Origin of the sequence: Alcaligenes sp. YSL9, from assembly GCF_030515105.1 — a bacterium.
Lineage (GTDB): Bacteria > Pseudomonadota > Gammaproteobacteria > Burkholderiales > Burkholderiaceae_B > Alcaligenes > Alcaligenes phenolicus.
Genome location: NZ_JALXJU010000005.1, coordinates 1 through 16,611, shown reverse-complemented (window position 1 = coordinate 16,611; position 16,611 = coordinate 1). Strand labels below are relative to the sequence as shown.

Sequence of the window (16,611 nt, the reverse complement as noted above, 5' to 3'; positions counted from 1 at the left end):
AAGAAAGACAGCTTTAAATCATACTGCTAACTCTTCAATTCAGGGCTTAGCCCCTTGCTGGATACCGGGAATGATGGCGGGGCCTTTGCGCTCGGTGGCGATTTGTTGAGGCACGGCATCTACCGTAATCACAATGTGTTCGCGTTGCAGCGAATCCAGCAGCACACCCGGTGCCAGCTCCTGGCCAGGGCGATACGCACGTACCGGCTGTTGATTGATGCTGAGCAGGGCTGCCCCCGACTGGCCGCTTACGATCATGCCATGCAAACGCAACTCGGGCAGCGCGGTGCTGCCTCCAAACCACTGCGCAATTTGCTGCGTGCTGATCTGTTCGCGGTGGTCTTCTTCCAGTACTGGCGCAATGGTCCCATCCGAGGGCAGGAACAGGTTGATCAGCAAATTGATCAGGGCCAGAGCGATACCGGCCTGACACAGACGCAACCAAAGATGTGACGGAAATATGGCGGAAATAATACCCATTTAGACTGCATCGCATAGTGCTTTGGCAGACGGCCGAGATGGCTGTCTTAAGGGCTCTTAGTGTGCGTGTGCTGCATGAAGCCCGTATGACAAGAGCTTGGGTTTTTTTGGGTAGCTTATTTCCTTCATGTCTCGATCTACTTTATCTCGCTGTCCGGCACGCCGTTTGGCCGGCTCTGTTCAGTCCCGCGCTCAACAAGGTTTTTCTCTGATTGAGGTCATGGTGGTGGTGGTCATCATGGGCATTATGGCGGCCCTGGTTGTCCCCAGTCTGATGGACCGTCCCGATCAGGCACGTGCCGTCGCCGCTCGTCAGGATATTGCTGCCCTGACACAGGCCCTGAAGCTGTACCGTCTGGATAACGGCCGTTACCCCAGTACCGCTCAAGGTTTGGCGGCACTGCATCAGCGTCCCACCCAGCCTCCCGAGCCACGCAACTGGCGTCCTTATATGGACCGCCTGCCCAACGACCCTTGGGGCAATCCGTACCAGTATCTGCAACCCGGCGTTCATGGCGAGATTGATGTGTTCTCGCTGGGGGCGGATGGGCAGGCCGGTGGGTCGGGCAGTGATGCCGACATAGGCAATTGGGACTGATGTGGCTCAGCGGGGCTTTTCCTTGATCGAGACCTTGGTGGTCTTGCTGATCGTGGGCATTGTCAGCAGCGCCGGTTTAAGCGTGCTGGTGCTGGACCGGGATCAGGGGATACAGCGAGAAGCCCGTCAACTGGCTCTGCGTCTGGCCGAACTGCAAAGCTACGTGCGTGAAAGCGGGCGTAGCGTCGCCTGGAGTGCGGATCAGCAGGGCTATCGCTTCAGCTTGATCCCGGACGCTACGGATGGTGCCAGCCCCACACCGGGCTGGCTGCGCGATCAGGCCCGCTTTGCCCAGTTGTTTCCTCAACGATCCTGGACTTTGGAATCAGTGCGTGTGCGCCTGGAGCCGGCGGGACCGTGGGTTTTTGTGAATGAATGGTTGTCCGCGCCGCGTCAGCTGGAGCTGGATGATGGTCACGAAGTCCTGCATTTACGCAGCGATCCGACGGGCCGTTTTGATGTGCAGTCATGACAGAGCGTGGCATGAGTTTGATTGAAGTATTGATTGCGCTGGCGATCGTCTCGGTGGCCTTGACCGCCGGATTGCGCGCACTGGGCCTTAGCGCCTCTGGTAGCCAGGCCATGCATGAGCGCAGCCTGGCCTTGCTGGCCGTTGATGGCGTGGTGGCCGAGATGCGCTTGCGCCGCCTGTTTCCCGAACCGGGTGAAACCGTGGTGCCGTGTCGCCAGGGGCCTCTTAATTTGCAGTGCAAGCAAACCGTGCAAGCCACGGCCAATCGTTTCTTTCGTCAGGTAACGGTCCAGGCTTCCATGCCCAAAGGCCCCGTGCTGGCCGAGTTGCACGCGACCTTGGCGTCCTTGCCATGACAGACGCGAGCCAGGAAGGCTTCACTTTGGTGGAAATGTTGGTGGCCCTGACCATCATGGCCTTGATCAGCCTGATGTCCTGGCGTGGCCTGGATGCGGTCTTGCACGCGGATGAGCAGCTTGGCCGACAGGCGCGCCAGACCCAGGCCTTGTTCAATGTCTTGTCCCAAATGGGCCGGGATCTGGAGTTGCATCTGCCCACCGCGCCAGGTCCTGCGGACCCGACGGGGGCGATGGCGGTGTTGCCCGCCAGTATTCGCTGGCAAGCCAAGGGTGAAGGCCCGGCCATTCTGATGATTGAACGTCGCGCCGAAGCCGGAGCGGGAACCCAGCAGATTCAATGGCGTTTGCAGCAAGGCGTGTTGCAACGGGCTATTGCCCAGGCAGGAACGGTTTACCCCTTGCCCGAGTTGGGCCCCTTGCAAGATGTGCTGGAGCAGGTCACCGCCTGGAACTTGCGTATCTGGATTCCGGCGCGTGGCTGGCAAAGCTGGCCGTGGCCCGATCAAGCCGGGGCAGCCGCTACAGGCATAGAACTGACAGTGCAGTTGGAAGGGCAGGAGCAACCGTATCGCAAAGTGGTGATGCTGCTATGAAACGGGCATCTCAACAAGGCATGGCGGTGATCAATGCGCTGGTGGTCGTGATGGCAGTGTCCATTGCCACCATGGGCATCGTCCAGCGTCAAAGTGGGCTGGCAACCCAGTTGGCCAGCGAGCGCGATTACATGCAGGCCAACTGGTTGCTGCGCGGCGCGCTGGATTGGGCTGTGCTGGTCTTGCGTCTGGACTCGCAGCGCTCCGCTGTGACGCACAAAGGTGGACTGTGGGCGCAGGCCCTGAGCGAGCTGAAGATAGAGACTCCGGACAAGACCCGTGCGGCTTACTTCTCCGGCTATATCCAGGATGAGCAGGGCAAATTCAATCTGGCTTTATTGCTGCGCGATGGCCGCATTCAGGCCCGCTATGTGCAGGCATTGGAGCAATTGCTGGGCAGTGTGCAGCAGGAACCCTCTTTGGCTTTGGAGCTGGCCCAGCGATTGGAGCGGGCACAGGCCGGGCAAGCGCCTTGGCCCTCTCATTTGCAGGATTTCTTTCCCAATGCAGAGCAACAGGCCAAGCAGCTGGAGCCATATCTGAGCTATTTGCCGCAAGCCAAATCCGTGAACGTGAATACCGCCAGTGCCCAGGTGCTGGCGGCCGTGCAGCCTTCCGTCAGCCTGGTGGAATGGCGTGGCCTCTTGGAGCAGCGCGACCGGGGCCAGTGGTTTCGGGATCAGGCCGATGTGCAGGCCCGCCTCCAACGTCAGGAGGCGCTGGAGGGGCAAACGCTGAGCGTGCGCAGTGAATGGTTTTTATTAAGTGGCGAGTTACGACTTGACCATAGCCGGGTGGCAACCCAGGCCCTGATCAACAGGGCTGCGGACCGCAGCCGGATTGTCTGGATTCGTTGAAGTGATGAGCAAAGTGCTGCGTATTTATTTGGACTCTCCGCCAAGGCTGGATCAGCCGGTGGACTTTGTGCTGCGGGACAAGCGCGCCAGGGTATTGCGCCGTGGGCGGGGAGAGGTGCAGGAGTTCAAGGGCCTGGCCCGCTCTTTGGAGCTGGTCCTGCCTGCAGGGATGGCGACGGTGACGGAAGCGCGTATTCCCTCGGTCAGCGCCTCGCGGCGGCAGGCTGTGGCGTGTAGTGCGGTCGAGCCTATGTGCTTGAGTCCTATCGAACAGGTGTGGGTGGCCTGTTCGGCACCGGGGCCGTCCGGGATGAGTCAATTGGCCTGGACGGAGCGCCAGCCTTTGCTGGCTTTGGGGGAGCAGGCGCGTCAGTTGGGACTGCCTTTGAGCGGGGTTTACGCCTGGTCCGATGGCCATGAACAAGACAGGCAGGGCCAGGGCCAAAACTTGACGGTGCCGGCCTGCTCCTTGCTGATGCCAGAGATGGCGTCGAATGGTGGTAGCAGCGTGCTACGACAAAGCCTGTGGTGGACTTTGGCCGCTGTGTTGAGCTGGACCCTGGTCTTGCAGCAGCAGGCGCAATCGTTGCGATCCCAGATGAAACAGGTACAGACTCAGATGGAGCAGGCGGTTCGGCAAGCCTTGCCACACCTGCCCGTTATCGTTGCACCCTTGACGCAGGCCAGACAGCATCGTGATGGTTTGCTGACCGAGAAAAGCCCGGCCTCGGCTCCCTTTGATCGTTTATTGATGGCCAGCGCCGTGCAGTGGCCTGCTTTGCAAGGACAGGTGCGGGCATTGAATTTCAAAGATCAGCAATTGCATTTGACGCTGGCCAGCGAACTGGCCGCGCAGCCTTTGCCGGCTGAATCGGATCTGGAGTGGAAGCAGGGCGAGTCTGCCCGCCAATGGGAAATTGGTTTCAGCAAAGCAGCGCAAGCAGCCAGCCAGCAGGGGGCGCCGCAATGAGCAAATTCACCGCACTCCAGCCTGTATGGCTGACCGTACAAAGCAAGCTCGCCCTGGCAAGACAGTACTGGCAAGCCTTGGGCCGTCGGGATCAATTGGCCTTGTCGGTCCTGGGTGCTTTGCTGGTGTTGATGTTGCTGTGGTTGCTGCTGCTACGTCCCGCCGTTCGTGATCTGGCTCTGGCAAAACAGGAGCTGCCTCGTCTGCAGTACGAGATGGCGCAACTGCAAACCGTGCTGGCGCAGATTCAGGTGCTGGATAAAGAGCTGGTAGCGCCTGTGGACGCGCAAGGACAAGACAAGGCCTTGCAGCGCAGCTTGCAGACCTTGGGTACCCAGTGTCAGACAGAGCAGTCACAGGCCGAGCAACGTGTTCTGGTCTGCCAGGCTGTGGCCGCTCCCGCCTTGATGGATTGGCTGATGCACGCCCCCCGCTTGCTGGGCTTTGCCGTGCAGGAAGTCAGCATGAGTCGCTCTGTGGTCGATAGCCGTGAACGCGCCGGTCTGCTGGATGGCCGCATTGTGCTGCGTGCAGGAGAGCCTTCATGAAAAAGCTGGCCAAGATCATGGGGTGGGTTTTGCTGGCGCTGTGTCTGCTGCTGGCCGCCGTGCCCTTTCTGCCTGCCCGCATGATGCTGGCCTGGCAGCCCGAGCAGTTGCCGCTACGGCTGGAAACCGCCCATGGCAGCCTGGCATCCGGTCAAGGCTTGCTGGTAGTGGGTTCGGGTCTGTTGGCCCGCACTGTTCCCGGTCCTGTCAGCTGGCGTTGGCGTTTGGCACCCTGGCCGCAAATGGAGTTGAGCCATGGCTGGCTGGATCAGCCTGTGCGCCTGCAAGCCAGCCTGCAAGGTTGGCGTATTTCGGGCCAAAGCCTGACCGCTCCCGCCGCGCTGTTAGGACGTTTGCATCCGTTGTTGCAGACCGTGCAACCGCAAGGGCAATTGCAGCTGCGCTGGCCCAGTCAGGCTCTGGCCGCTGAAAACGGGCCGTTGCTGGAACTGGATTGGCGTAATGCACGCTCCGCGCTGGCGGCCCAGGCCGAGTTGGGTGATTACCAATTGGCAGTCAGCCGCAAGGGTCAGGGCGTGCAGTTAAGCCTGCGTACCTTGGCGGGGGATTTGACCTTGGCAGGTCAAGGTCAGTGGGGGCCGGATGGCGGGCTGTTTGAAGGACGCGCCCAAGCCAGACAAGCCGACGATCAACGATTCAAAGAGTTACTGGAGGCCTTGGGGCCTCAGCGTCAGGGTGTGACCCAATGGCGAATAGCCACAACGACTAGCAAGCAGGAATAACGATATTTTGACTATGAGTACCTTGACTAAACGACTTCCTGGGCTGCGGCCTCGCTTCCTTTTAAGCCTGGGTGCAGCCGTGCTGTTGAGCGCCTGTGCGAGCAATGGTCAGAAACCTGAACCCGGCCCCGATCCTTCTTCGTTTTTTGCCTCGGTAGGCAAGACGCCTGTTCGTAGCACTCAGGCTGACCCGCGCTTTGCCAATAGCAATACCTCGCCTCCGGCCGTGACACGTCGGGTTCCACAACGTGTCGGGGGCAGTGCCGCCCCGATCGACTTGCCCGACCCGGCCGAGTTCCCGCAAGGCAACGACATCACGCTGAATTTTGTGGATGCCGAGCTGGATGGGGTTGTGGCTGCCTTGGCCCGTTTTACCGGCCAGAACTTCATCGTGGACCCTCGCGTAAAAGGACAACTGACTTTGGTGTCCGAAGTACCGGTCGATGCCCGTACCGCCTACGAGATGCTGTTGTCTGCCCTGCGCATGCAAGGGTTTGCCGTGTTGCGTAATGGCAAGGTCAGCCGCGTGGTGCCCGAAGCCGAAGCGCGTCAACAAGGTGGCGCGGTGCGTGCCGCCGGTGCCGGGGCCAGCGGTAGCGGCGAGCTGGAAACCCGTGTGTTCACCCTGCGTTATGAAAACGCTACCGCTCTGGTGCCTGTGTTGCGGCCCATGATTTCGCCCAACAATCCTATCAACGCCTACCCGTCCAATAACACTCTGGTCGTGACGGACTATGGCGACAATCTGGACCGTATTGCCCAGGTGATTGCCGGGATTGATACCCCCGCAGGCTTGAATACCGACATCATCCCGATTGATTACGGAGTAGCTCTGGACGTGGCGGCACTGGCTTCGCAAATGTTGGACACGCCCGGCAACGATGTGGCGCAGCGCATTACCGTGGTGGCTGATCCGCGCAGTAATTCCGTGCTGGTGCGGGCAGGCAGTCCGGCCCGTCTGGATCTGGCGCGCGATCTGATACGCCGTATCGACAGCCCGGAAAGCAATAAGGGCAATTTGCATGTGGTCTATTTGCGTAATGCCCAGGCGGTGCAGCTGGCTGAAGTGCTGCGGGGGGCCTTGACTGGGCAAGCGCCTTCGGGGAACGCGAGTACCGGGAATCAACAGGCGAACAGCAATAGCCTGGCACCCGCCGCCAACGCCAGCACCACCGGCGGTGCCAAAGCCATGGACACGTCGGCCACCGCCAAGCAGCAGCCTCAGGCCGAGATGGGTTTGAGCGCCGCAAACAATGCCAGCGGCACCGTGGCCTTTAACGCTGGCGGTGCCACTGTGCAGGCTGATCCATCCACGAATACGCTGATCATTTCGGCCCCTGATCCGGTTTACCGCAGCTTGCGTGAAGTGATCGATCAACTGGATCAACGTCGCGCTCAAGTGCTGGTCGAGAGCCTGATTGTGGAGGTGAATGCGGAGAATGCGGCCGAGTTTGGCATCCAGTGGATGACAGGCGGTGGCAATATTGCCGATGGAGGTTCAGGTTTTGTCGGGGGCGCCAATCTGGGCGGCAGCGGGATTAACAAGGCCGGGGTGACCACGCTGGATTCTTTGGCGGCGGGTTTAAGTCTGGGCGTGGTCAAAGGCACGGTGAACGTGCTGGGCCAGCAGATTGTCAATCTGGGCGTCCTGGCCCGGGCGATGGAGCGCCAGGGCGGCATCAATATTCTGTCCACGCCCAACCTGATGACGCTCGATAACGAAGAAGCCAGCATCATGGTGGGCCGTACCGTGCCCTTTGTGACGGGGCAGTACACGACCACGGGTGATGGGGCCAGTAATCCCTTTCAGACCATTCAGCGCGAGGATGTGGGCCTGACCCTGAAAGTGCGTCCGCAGATTTCCGAAGGTGGGACCGTCAAGATGGCTCTGTACCAGGAGGTCAGCAGCCTGGATCCTACTATGTCGGTATCGCCCAGCGCGCCTGTCACGCGTAAACGTGCCCTTAGTACCAATGTCCTGGTCGATGATGGGCAGATTATTGTGCTGGGCGGCTTATTGGAAGACTCGATTGAGGATGGTCAGCAATCGGTTCCCTTGCTGGGCGATATTCCGTTGGTGGGCAACCTCTTCAAATACGAGAAACGCAAGCGCTCCAAAACCAATTTGATGGTGTTCCTGCGCCCTCATATTGTGCGTAATGCCCAAGATAGCCAAAGCCTGTCTTTGGACCGCTACAACTATATGCGTGCCGTGCAGACAGGCTTGCCGGATCGCTCCACCTGGTTCCACCCGGATGCGGGACACATGGTCTTGCCGCAGGCCGCAGGCTCGTCCGGAACTGTGGACTTGCGAGAGACCTTATGACCCGCCTGCCGTACTCCTGGGCACGTCAGCACCGTGCGGTGCTGACGCAGCAGCAAGGTGTGGGTACGCTGGTCATTAGCGAACGCACACCGGATTGGGCCTTGGTGGAATTGCGGCGACGCTACCCCGAGCTGGACGAGCGCCAAGTGCCTGATGCGGAACTGGATACCTTGATTGATGCCAGTTACGCACAGGGCGACGATGCCGCCAGCGTGGTGGATGCGGCCGCCAACGAGGTAGACCTGGATCGTCTGATGCAGGAACTGCCTGCTGTCACCGACTTGCTGGAAAACCAGGACGATGCGCCGGTCATCCGCATGATCAACGCCTTGTTCACCCAGGCGGTGCGGGACGGTGCCAGTGATATACACCTGGAGCCTTATGAAACCCATTCGGTCGTGCGTTACCGGGTGGATGGCCGTTTGCGCGATATCGTCAGCCCGCGTCGAGCCTTGCATGGTGCTTTAGTGTCCCGTATCAAGATTATGGCCAGCCTGGATATTGCCGAAAAACGCCTGCCCCAGGATGGTCGTATTGCCCTGAAAGTGGGGGGCAGGGCCTTGGACCTGCGTGTCTCGATTCTGCCTACCGGACATGGCGAACGCGCCGTGATGCGTTTGCTGGACAAGTCCGCCGGGCAACTGGAGCTGGAGCGTCTGGGCATGGCCCCGGACATCCTGGCTCAGCTCGATGAGCTGATTCATCAACCACACGGCATTGTGCTGGTTACCGGGCCTACCGGCAGCGGTAAAACCACCACCTTGTATGCCGCTCTGGGCCGCGTCGATACAGCCCGCAGCAATGTGCTGACGGTGGAAGATCCGATTGAATATGACTTGCCCGGCGTAGGCCAGACGCAGGTCAATCCCCGTATTGAGTTGAGCTTTGCACGTGCCTTGCGTGCCATATTGCGACAGGACCCGGACATCATCATGATCGGTGAAATTCGGGACCTGGAAACCGCACAGATTGCGGTGCAGGCTTCTCTGACAGGCCACCTGGTTCTGGCCACCTTGCACACCAACGATGCCGTGTCCGCCGCGACTCGCTTGGTCGATATGGGTGTGGAACCTTTCTTGCTGGCGTCTACCTTGCGTGGTGTGCTGGCCCAGCGGCTGATACGCAAGCTATGCCGACATTGTCGTCAGCCTGCCGAGCACGGGCAGTATCGGGCTAGTCCTGATGGTTGCGAGCATTGCGCTCACACGGGTTATCAAGGCCGTACCGGGATTCACGAGCTGTATCGCATCGATGAACGTGCCCAGCACTTGTTGAATGCTGCCGGAGCCGAACCTGCCTTGCGTCAGGCCGCGCGTGAATCGGGCATGCGCAGTTTGCGCGAGGACGCCCAGCGTTGGGTAGAGCAGGGCATCAGTACCCCTGAAGAAGTATTGCGCGTCACGCGCGAGCTATAAGGGGGGCGAAAGAGTATGGGTACTTATCACTATGAGGCGGTGGACCAGGCCGGACGCAGCGAGCGGGGTGTGCTGGAGGCCGAGAGTGAACGGCTGGCGCGTCAGCAATTACTGTCCCGAGGTCTGCTGACGGTTTCCTTGAAGGCTGGCCGTAGCCGAGCCGCTGCCCGTGCTCGCAGTGCGGGTCTGCGTCGTACCGAGTTATCCTGGCTGACTCGTCAGTTAGCCAGTCTGGTGGCGGCGGGTTTGTCTCTGGAGGCCAGCCTGGGCGTGGTGATTGAGCAGGCGACGCGTCGGCCTCTGGTGCAACTGCTGGCAGCCCTGCGTGCGGATATTCGGGCAGGGCAAAGCTTGAGTGATGCCTTGGCCAATCACCCGCGTGACTTCCCGGAAATCTATCGGGCATTGGTACGAGCAGGGGAGCAGTCGGGCGAGCTGGAGCAAGTGCTGGATCGTTTGGCCAGCTTTATCGAGGATAGCGGCGCCCTTCGTGGCAAGGTGCTGACGGCCTTTATTTACCCTGCCATTGTCAGTCTGATTTCGGTGGCGATGGTGGTGTTTTTGCTGAGCTACGTCGTCCCGCAAGTGGTAGGGGCCTTCACCCAAGCCAAACAGCAATTGCCCATGCTGACTCGGGTCATGATCAGCGCCAGTGATCTGCTGCGTGAATGGGGCCTGGTGTTATTTGTTGTGTTCTTACTGGCGGCTGGCCTGGTGGCTTTTTTGCTGCGACAGCCGACCTTGAAGCTGGCCTTTCATCGGCGTCTGTTAAGCGTACCCGTTCTGGGGGGCTACTTGCTGGGTGTGGATACCGCTCGCTTCGCCGCCACGCTGGCCATTCTGGCTGGCAGCAATGTGGCCTTGCTAACGGCATTGGAAGCGGCCGGGCGTACTGTGTCCAATCTGGCCTTGCGCGATGCCGTGAATCAGGCCGCTATTCATGTGCGCGAGGGTCTGCCTTTGGCGACCGCTTTGCAGCGCAGTGCCTTGTTCCCGCCGCTATTAGTCCAACTGATTGCCAGCGGTGAAAAAACCGGCGAACTGGCACCCATGCTGGATCGGGCCGCGACGACCTTATCAACCGAGCTGGAGCGCAAAGCCCTGACCATGACCGCCTTGCTGGAACCTTTGATGATTTTGCTGATGGGTGGTTTGGTGCTGTTGATTGTTCTGGCCGTGATGCTGCCAATTATCGAGATGAATCAGCTGGTGCAGTAAAAGGCGGTAGGGTGCTTGCCCTGTTCCCCTACAGATCATTGCCGCCACCTAGTTGTCTGGCGGCAATGCTGACTAATAAAGTCACTTGCGTTGAGCCCGCTATGTCGAGGCCATGGCCTTGATGCGGCGTATCGTCCTGGGATGCACGTCATATTTTTTGGCAACGATGTCCAGCGGAACTTGATTGGTCAACGCAATAAGGGCTTCTTTATGTTGGGCGGGTGATAAGGCTGGACGTCTGCCTAGAGGTCTGCCATTGGCACGCGCTGCTGCCATTCCTGCGCGAGTGCGTTCGCTAATCAGCGAGCGTTCAAACTCAGCCAGGGCGGCCATCATATGAAACAGCAATCTACCACCCGATGTTGTCGTGTCTATATTTTCCGTCAAGGAAATGAAATGGATATTCTCTTTGCCTAAACGATCGATCGTGTCGACCAAATAGCGTAGTGATCGGCCCAGCCTATCCAGACGCCAGACAATAAGCGTGTCACCCGATTTCAGTTTTCGCTGCAGATGATTCAATCCTGGACGTGTTGCTTTAGCCCCGGATATCCCTCTATCCGTATAGATATGATCACAATTCACCTTTTTTAAAGCCGCGATCTGTAGGTCCAGGTTTTGATCCTGTGTTGAAACGCGTGCATATCCATATTTCTTACTCATAGTACCCATCTTCCTAGCGCAAAGCGCAGCCTCCCCCCTCCCACTCGACTACATCTCAGTGCAATCGATGTTAGTAAACCCAAGATGGTCCAGTGGAATGTTGGCCACGCGATGTCAAGTTTTACTAACCGCATGCAAACCTGCTGCCACGTAAACGGCGATTGAGGTAGCTCGTACTGCAATAAAAACTATTACGTAATTTTTTATTAACGCTGTGTTTCAGATGCAGATACTGATTAAGTGTTAGCGGCGGCCACATGTGTGTCAACACGAAGCAGGTCTGGCCGATGCACTTTCTGAAGAACGTTGCAGCCAGCCATAGGCAAGCGTCAACAATGGTTAAGAAAAGGCGTAAATAGGCTTGCGATTTTGACAAGAAGCCTCCTTTTAGTCCCAACCGAATAGCGCATCGAAATGATCCTTTTCAGCGTAATTTTCACGTACAAACGTGTCTATTTGTTATGGAATGGATGTTGACATAAAGGAGGCTTTTTGACCGCTGCCAGGTTGAAAGCCAGACGCTGATTCACGCTCAGCGTCCACAGTGCCAACTGACAATGCGGGGCGCGTAATGGGCGTCCAGTCGCTAGAGTCATTGTCCTGCTGGTTGCAGCAAGTTACTCCTTCAAGCAGCTATTTGCTTTTAGGCTTGCGAAGATTGGCAACGCTTGCCCAGGCCTATGATGCGCGCCTGTTCCAGCAAGCCTTTTTGTCCGCCATTTCGGCGCGCCTGCGTCCCTACGGCATAGCACGCAGCGACATCCTGGTGCTTGATCAAGTGGTGTTGATTGGCTTGACGAATTGTCGTCTGCCCACCCAGTTTGACAAGGACTTGTTTCTGGAACGAGTCAAAGCGGCGCTGTGCTACGAGCCCGTTCGCTGCGGCTCGGACCGTATCCTGGTCAATGTTGTTCCGGCCTGGGTTGAAGCATCGGGCGACCGTCCGGTTTGCCTGTCTCATTTGCAGTCTCTGGCCAGCACTATTGCCTTCTCCGAGCTTGAGCCTCCTGTTTGCGAGCAGACTCGGCGCGACATGGCTCTGGCGACTCGTTTCTTTGCAGATATGCGGGACGAGAAGGTTGCCCTGTCATTTCAGCCTGTGGTCTTTGTGCAGGATCGCGAGCAGGTTCTGTACTACGAAGTGCTGTTGCGCTGGGATGATGCGCAGAACAGTACTGAGCCCGTTTCTTGTGCGCAGGTTGTTCAGGCCATAGAGCGCTTGCATGTGACCGAACGCCTGGATGCCAGCGTTCTGTGGTCGGTGGTACAGGTGCTGGAGCGTTATCCGGACGTTCACCTTGCCTGCAATATTTCCCCCTTGTCTTTGCAGCAGGCGCCGTGGTGGCGCTTGCTGATTGCGGTGCTGCGCGATGCGCCACAGTTGGCCAGTCGGTTGACCCTGGAAATTACCGAAACGGCTTCTGTCTTTGATGAGAAAGCCGCCATTAGCCTGCTGCGCACCTTGCGCGGCCTGGGCTGCAAAGTTGCCATTGATGATATTGGGACGGGATTCAATACCTTGGATCTGGCTCGGCAGATCCGTCCCCAGGTCATAAAAATTGATAAGTCCCTGGTGCATCAGGCACGGGACAGGGACGGCATTGCTGCCCTTCATTCTTGGGTTCATGCCTCGCGTGGCATCAGCCAATACGTCATCGCCGAAGGAATTGAGACTGCCCTGGATTTCCAGTTGAGCGTCGATGCCGGCGTGCACGCCCTCCAAGGCTACTTCATAGAACCTCCCTGCCTACTGCCCCCCTGGGAGGGGGCGGAGCCTTTGTGCGTTCGAGACAGTTTCAACCCTACTCACACACACGTAGCACTCAACACGTATTCCTTAAAGGATCAGGAACAGAGATGAATCACGTCTACAAAACCATCTGGAATGAGCAAACGGGAACATTTGTTGCCGTTTCTGAGCATAAAAAAGCGAAAGGCAAGCGCAGTTCCTCGTGCGTAAAAGGAGGAAAGCGTGCGTCTTTTTCCGCACGCATGGGATGGGGCGCCTTGTTGACAGCAAGCGCATTGGCGATGAGCAATGCCTGGGCCGCGGTCGAGATTCCTGGCGATGGTCAGAACAACCTCATTGACTTCACCAGCCCAGGCGGCACCATCCGGTTTACGGGTGGTGGCAGCATCGTGGGGTTGAGTAGCCTGACGATCTCCGGCGCCTTGAGTGCCGATCAGATTACGGTGGGTGGTGAGTCTGTGGCGACCCAGGCGCAGCTCAATGCTACGTCCGCTGAGGTGCAGACCAATACCGGCAAGATTGATGGGCTGGAAGGGCGGGTCACGAGCAATGAGTCCACTCTGACGGATCATGGGACTCGCATTACGGACAATGAAACGGCCATTACGGGTCATGACACCCGGATTACGGATAATGAAACGGCCATTACGGCCCATGACACCCGAATCTCGGACAATGAAACGGTTATTGCTGATCATGGCAGCCGCATTGGAACGGCTGAAGCAGGGTTGGTGACGATCAACGATCGTCTGACCGCCTTGGGTGTGGATGATACCAATCCTGGTGTGAAGTATTTCCGTGCCAATTCAGAGCAGCCTGATGCAGAGGCGAACGGCGAAGAATCCATTGCAATTGGCCCTGAGTCCAAGGCAGAGGGTGATCGCAGTATCGCTGCAGGGCAGGGCGCTTTGGCCGATGCCCAGAGCGCGATTGCATTGGGTGACGGTGCCAGTGTCGCCAGCGCAGACAGTCGACCCAAACCGGAGGCGGCCATTGCGATTGGCAAGGATAGTCAGAGCAGCGGTCTGGCCAGCGTTGCGGTAGGCCGCGAAGCAGCGGCGAGTGGAAATAATGCGCTTGCCTTGGGTATGCAGGCACAGGCCAGCGGGGCTAACGGGATCGCCTTGGGTCTGGATGCTCAGGCTGATGCAGAAAACAATATCTCTATCGGTAATGGTGCTGGCCGGGCGACTGGCAATCATCTGCCGGGTGATCGTTCGCACAATATAGCCATCGGTCAGGCCAGTGGTCAGAACGTCAAAGGTCAGTTCAATGTGGCGCTAGGTGATGGCACCGGCAATGGCGTGGATGGCAACGAGAACGTGGCACTTGGCCGAGATGCTGGCCAGAATATCATTGGCGATAGCAATGTCAGCCTGGGCAAGAATGCGAATCGGGGGCTGTCATCAAACCGTGCGATCGGTATTGGTGAGGACTCCGGCGCTGAAACAGAAGGCGTGGCGATTGGGTACAAGGCGATTGCCGGTAATACCGGGGTTGCGGTGGGCCGTCAGACAACGGCATTGGGAACGGGTACAGCCATTGGTCCTAATGCACATGCAGACAGCAATTTTGTAGCCCTGGGGTTGAACTCTCATGCCGCGCAAAACGATGTGTCTGGCTTGAGCAAGTTCACCAATAGAGGCTTCAATGGCAGTGCCGTTTCCGTTGGTAGCAGCCAGTCGGGCAGCGAGTTCACACGTCGTATTGTGAACGTGGAAGACGGTGCCAATGATACGGATGCAGTGAACGTGCGCCAGCTGCAATCGGCAGTAGATCAGGTGACGCTGGGCGCGACAGTCGACTATGAAAAGCTGGCCGAGAAGGTCGGTGAGGACTGGGGGCAGCAGATTGCCGACAGCAAGCCTCGTTACTTCAGTGTCAATGATGGTGGTGTGGACAAGGGTAACAAGAATAATAATGGCGCTGCTGCTACTGCTATTGATTCGATTGCCATCGGCCCTGATGCGACTGCCAAGGAAAAGGACTCGGTTGCTATTGGACATATGGCAGGGGCAGAGGGAGCGTCATCTGTTGTGCTGGGACACAACATCAAGGGCTTGGGGCTGAATTCCACGACTATCGGTAACTCCCAATCTGAAGCGCGGGACGAGAGCGGCGTGGCAATTGGTACGCACGTTGTCAGCCGTGACAAGAACTCCATTGTCATTGGCCGGGATTCTTACACAGATCGTCAGGCAAACGGTCCCTCGGTCGAGAACTCGATTGTGATCGGTACAGAATCCAGTTCCACAGCCGTGGAAGGGATTGTGATCGGTAAAAATTCGGTGGTGAATGCGGCTCGCGGTATCGCTCAGGGTAGCAACGCGACGGCAACGGCTAATGACGCCATGGCGTTTGGTACTCGGTCACAGGCAACAGCCGGTAACTCCCAAGCCAGCGGTACGGATGCCAAAGCCTTTGCGGCGCGCGGTATTGCAATGGGTACTAACGCTCGCTCCGGCCAATCTAATCCTGATGTCGAAAATCAGGACAAGAACCGCGATTCGATTGCGCTGGGAACGGACTCCATTGCCCAGTTCAATAGCAGCATCGCGGTAGGTCGTGAAGCTCAGGCCACCGCTGATTATTCACTGGCACAGGGCAAGGGCGCTCATGCCTTTGGCGAGGCATCGATTGCACAAGGCCGTGACGCTTGGGCTCTTGAGCGGCAGGCGATCGCGCTGGGTGACGGTTCCCGCAGCACGGCCGACCGTGCCGTCGCTATTGGTCAGGGCGCACGTGCAGGCAATGCGCGTTCGGTAGCGCTGGGCGATGGTGCAGAGACAGCAGGCGCGGTTGGCACCTTGAATGCCTCTTTGAACGGGCTGAACTACGGTAGCTTTGCCGGGGATCGTCCTGTTGCTACCGTCAGCGTGGGTACGGACGAGGAAAAACGTACAGTGACGAATGTGGCCGCAGGCCGGATCAGCGCGAGCAGCACGGATGCGATCAATGGCAGCCAGTTGTATGCCACGAATTCGGTGCTGGGCAATGTAGCCAACACCACGAAAAAAATCCTGGGTGGCAATGCCACACTGGCCCCCAACGGCACGCTGAGCATGAGCAATATCGGTGATACCGGTGAAAACACGGTGCACGATGCGATCAAATACGCTGCTCAGGGCTGGCATGTGAGCGCCAATGGCGCCGCCACGGAGAACGTCAAACCCGGTGGCTCGGTAGACTTTAGCAATGACGATGGCAACATCACCGTCACGCGCACCGGCACCGATCTGGCCTTCAATCTGGCCGATGATCTGACCATCGGCAACAGCATTACGGTGGGCGACACCATCGTCAATGGCGATAGTGTCACGACCACGAACCTGACTGTTGAGGGTGCCACCCGCTTGGGCGACAACTTCGAGGTCAATAACGCGGGCGATGTTATCTACAAGGGTAGCGAAGTAGCGACCCAGACCGATGGCTTGAGTTTTGCGGGTAACACCGGCGGCACCATTGCCAAGGCGCTGGGCGATGACACACCGCTGACCATTTCGGGTGAACTGGCCGAAGGCGCAGAGTCCACGGGTGCGAACTTGCGTGTCGATAGTGACGGCAACAAGTTGAACCTGGTGATGGCTCAAAACCTGACAGACATCAACAGCATCACCAT

At 58.3% G+C, this 16,611-nt stretch carries 15 protein-coding genes; 13 read left to right on the top strand and 2 right to left on the bottom strand.

Features of this window, described 5'->3' with window-relative positions:
- Positions 1-39: 39 nt before the first annotated feature.
- Positions 40-480 carry a hypothetical protein gene (locus M2Q46_RS18465; protein WP_009460079.1) on the bottom strand — a complete coding sequence of 147 codons (441 nt, stop codon included), beginning with the start codon at positions 478-480 and terminating at the stop codon, positions 40-42.
- A gap of 127 nt (positions 481-607) precedes the next feature.
- Between M2Q46_RS18465 and gspG the strand changes: the two genes are divergently transcribed.
- From gspG to gspF, 11 genes are read left to right on the top strand one after another with little or no spacing between them, the layout of a single operon-like run.
- The gene (gspG, locus tag M2Q46_RS18460; RefSeq protein ID WP_203145521.1) at positions 608-1,078 is read left to right on the top strand and encodes a type II secretion system major pseudopilin GspG; all 471 of its coding nucleotides are present in this window, start codon (positions 608-610) and stop codon (positions 1,076-1,078) included.
- A gap of 1 nt (position 1,079) precedes the next feature.
- Positions 1,080-1,550 carry a prepilin-type N-terminal cleavage/methylation domain-containing protein gene (locus tag M2Q46_RS18455; protein WP_026484756.1) on the top strand — a complete coding sequence of 157 codons (471 nt, stop codon included), beginning with the start codon at positions 1,080-1,082 and terminating at the stop codon, positions 1,548-1,550.
- Positions 1,547-1,906: a type II secretion system minor pseudopilin GspI gene (gene gspI, locus M2Q46_RS18450; RefSeq protein ID WP_009460075.1), complete on the top strand. Its 360-nt coding sequence runs from the start codon at positions 1,547-1,549 to the stop codon at positions 1,904-1,906. The genes M2Q46_RS18455 and gspI overlap by 4 nt, the downstream gene beginning before the upstream one ends.
- Positions 1,903-2,502: a type II secretion system protein J gene (locus M2Q46_RS18445; protein ID WP_115634012.1), complete on the top strand. Its 600-nt coding sequence runs from the start codon at positions 1,903-1,905 to the stop codon at positions 2,500-2,502. Before gspI ends, M2Q46_RS18445 begins: the two co-directional genes overlap by 4 nt.
- Positions 2,499-3,359: a type II secretion system minor pseudopilin GspK gene (gene gspK / locus M2Q46_RS18440; protein ID WP_035271940.1), complete on the top strand. Its 861-nt coding sequence runs from the start codon at positions 2,499-2,501 to the stop codon at positions 3,357-3,359. The genes M2Q46_RS18445 and gspK overlap by 4 nt, the downstream gene beginning before the upstream one ends.
- 4 nt (positions 3,360-3,363) lie before the next feature.
- The gene (locus M2Q46_RS18435) at positions 3,364-4,329 is read left to right on the top strand and encodes a GspL/Epsl periplasmic domain-containing protein (RefSeq protein ID WP_115634011.1); all 966 of its coding nucleotides are present in this window, start codon (positions 3,364-3,366) and stop codon (positions 4,327-4,329) included.
- Positions 4,326-4,877 carry a type II secretion system protein GspM gene (gene gspM / locus M2Q46_RS18430; RefSeq protein ID WP_181900175.1) on the top strand — a complete coding sequence of 184 codons (552 nt, stop codon included), beginning with the start codon at positions 4,326-4,328 and terminating at the stop codon, positions 4,875-4,877. Before M2Q46_RS18435 ends, gspM begins: the two co-directional genes overlap by 4 nt.
- Positions 4,874-5,620, top strand: a complete 747-nt coding sequence (gene gspN / locus M2Q46_RS18425) for a type II secretion system protein N (RefSeq protein ID WP_115634009.1) — start codon at positions 4,874-4,876, stop codon at positions 5,618-5,620. Before gspM ends, gspN begins: the two co-directional genes overlap by 4 nt.
- Before the next feature lie 13 nt (positions 5,621-5,633).
- Positions 5,634-7,946: a type II secretion system secretin GspD gene (gene gspD / locus M2Q46_RS18420; protein WP_115634008.1), complete on the top strand. Its 2,313-nt coding sequence runs from the start codon at positions 5,634-5,636 to the stop codon at positions 7,944-7,946.
- Positions 7,943-9,361 (top strand): type II secretion system ATPase GspE, encoded by a 1,419-nt coding sequence (gspE, locus tag M2Q46_RS18415; protein WP_042487051.1) that lies wholly within the window; start codon positions 7,943-7,945, stop codon positions 9,359-9,361. Before gspD ends, gspE begins: the two co-directional genes overlap by 4 nt.
- Before the next feature lie 15 nt (positions 9,362-9,376).
- Entirely contained in the window at positions 9,377-10,579 is a 1,203-nt protein-coding gene (gspF, locus tag M2Q46_RS18410) for a type II secretion system inner membrane protein GspF (RefSeq protein WP_060186972.1), read from the top strand.
- 99 nt (positions 10,580-10,678) lie between these two features.
- On the opposite strand, the gene M2Q46_RS18405 is transcribed toward gspF, so the two are convergent.
- On the bottom strand, positions 10,679-11,242 hold the full coding sequence (locus tag M2Q46_RS18405; protein ID WP_035271953.1) for a recombinase family protein: 564 nt from the start codon (positions 11,240-11,242) through the stop codon (positions 10,679-10,681).
- Between the two features lie 658 nt (positions 11,243-11,900).
- Between M2Q46_RS18405 and M2Q46_RS18400 the strand changes: the two genes are divergently transcribed.
- Both M2Q46_RS18400 and M2Q46_RS18395 read left to right on the top strand, forming a co-directional pair.
- On the top strand, positions 11,901-13,103 hold the full coding sequence (locus M2Q46_RS18400) for an EAL domain-containing protein (protein ID WP_266109077.1): 1,203 nt from the start codon (positions 11,901-11,903) through the stop codon (positions 13,101-13,103).
- Positions 13,100-16,611, top strand: a 3,512-nt coding sequence (locus M2Q46_RS18395) for an ESPR-type extended signal peptide-containing protein (RefSeq protein WP_302357853.1), incomplete at its 3' end; no start/stop codon positions are given. The genes M2Q46_RS18400 and M2Q46_RS18395, both read left to right, overlap by 4 nt.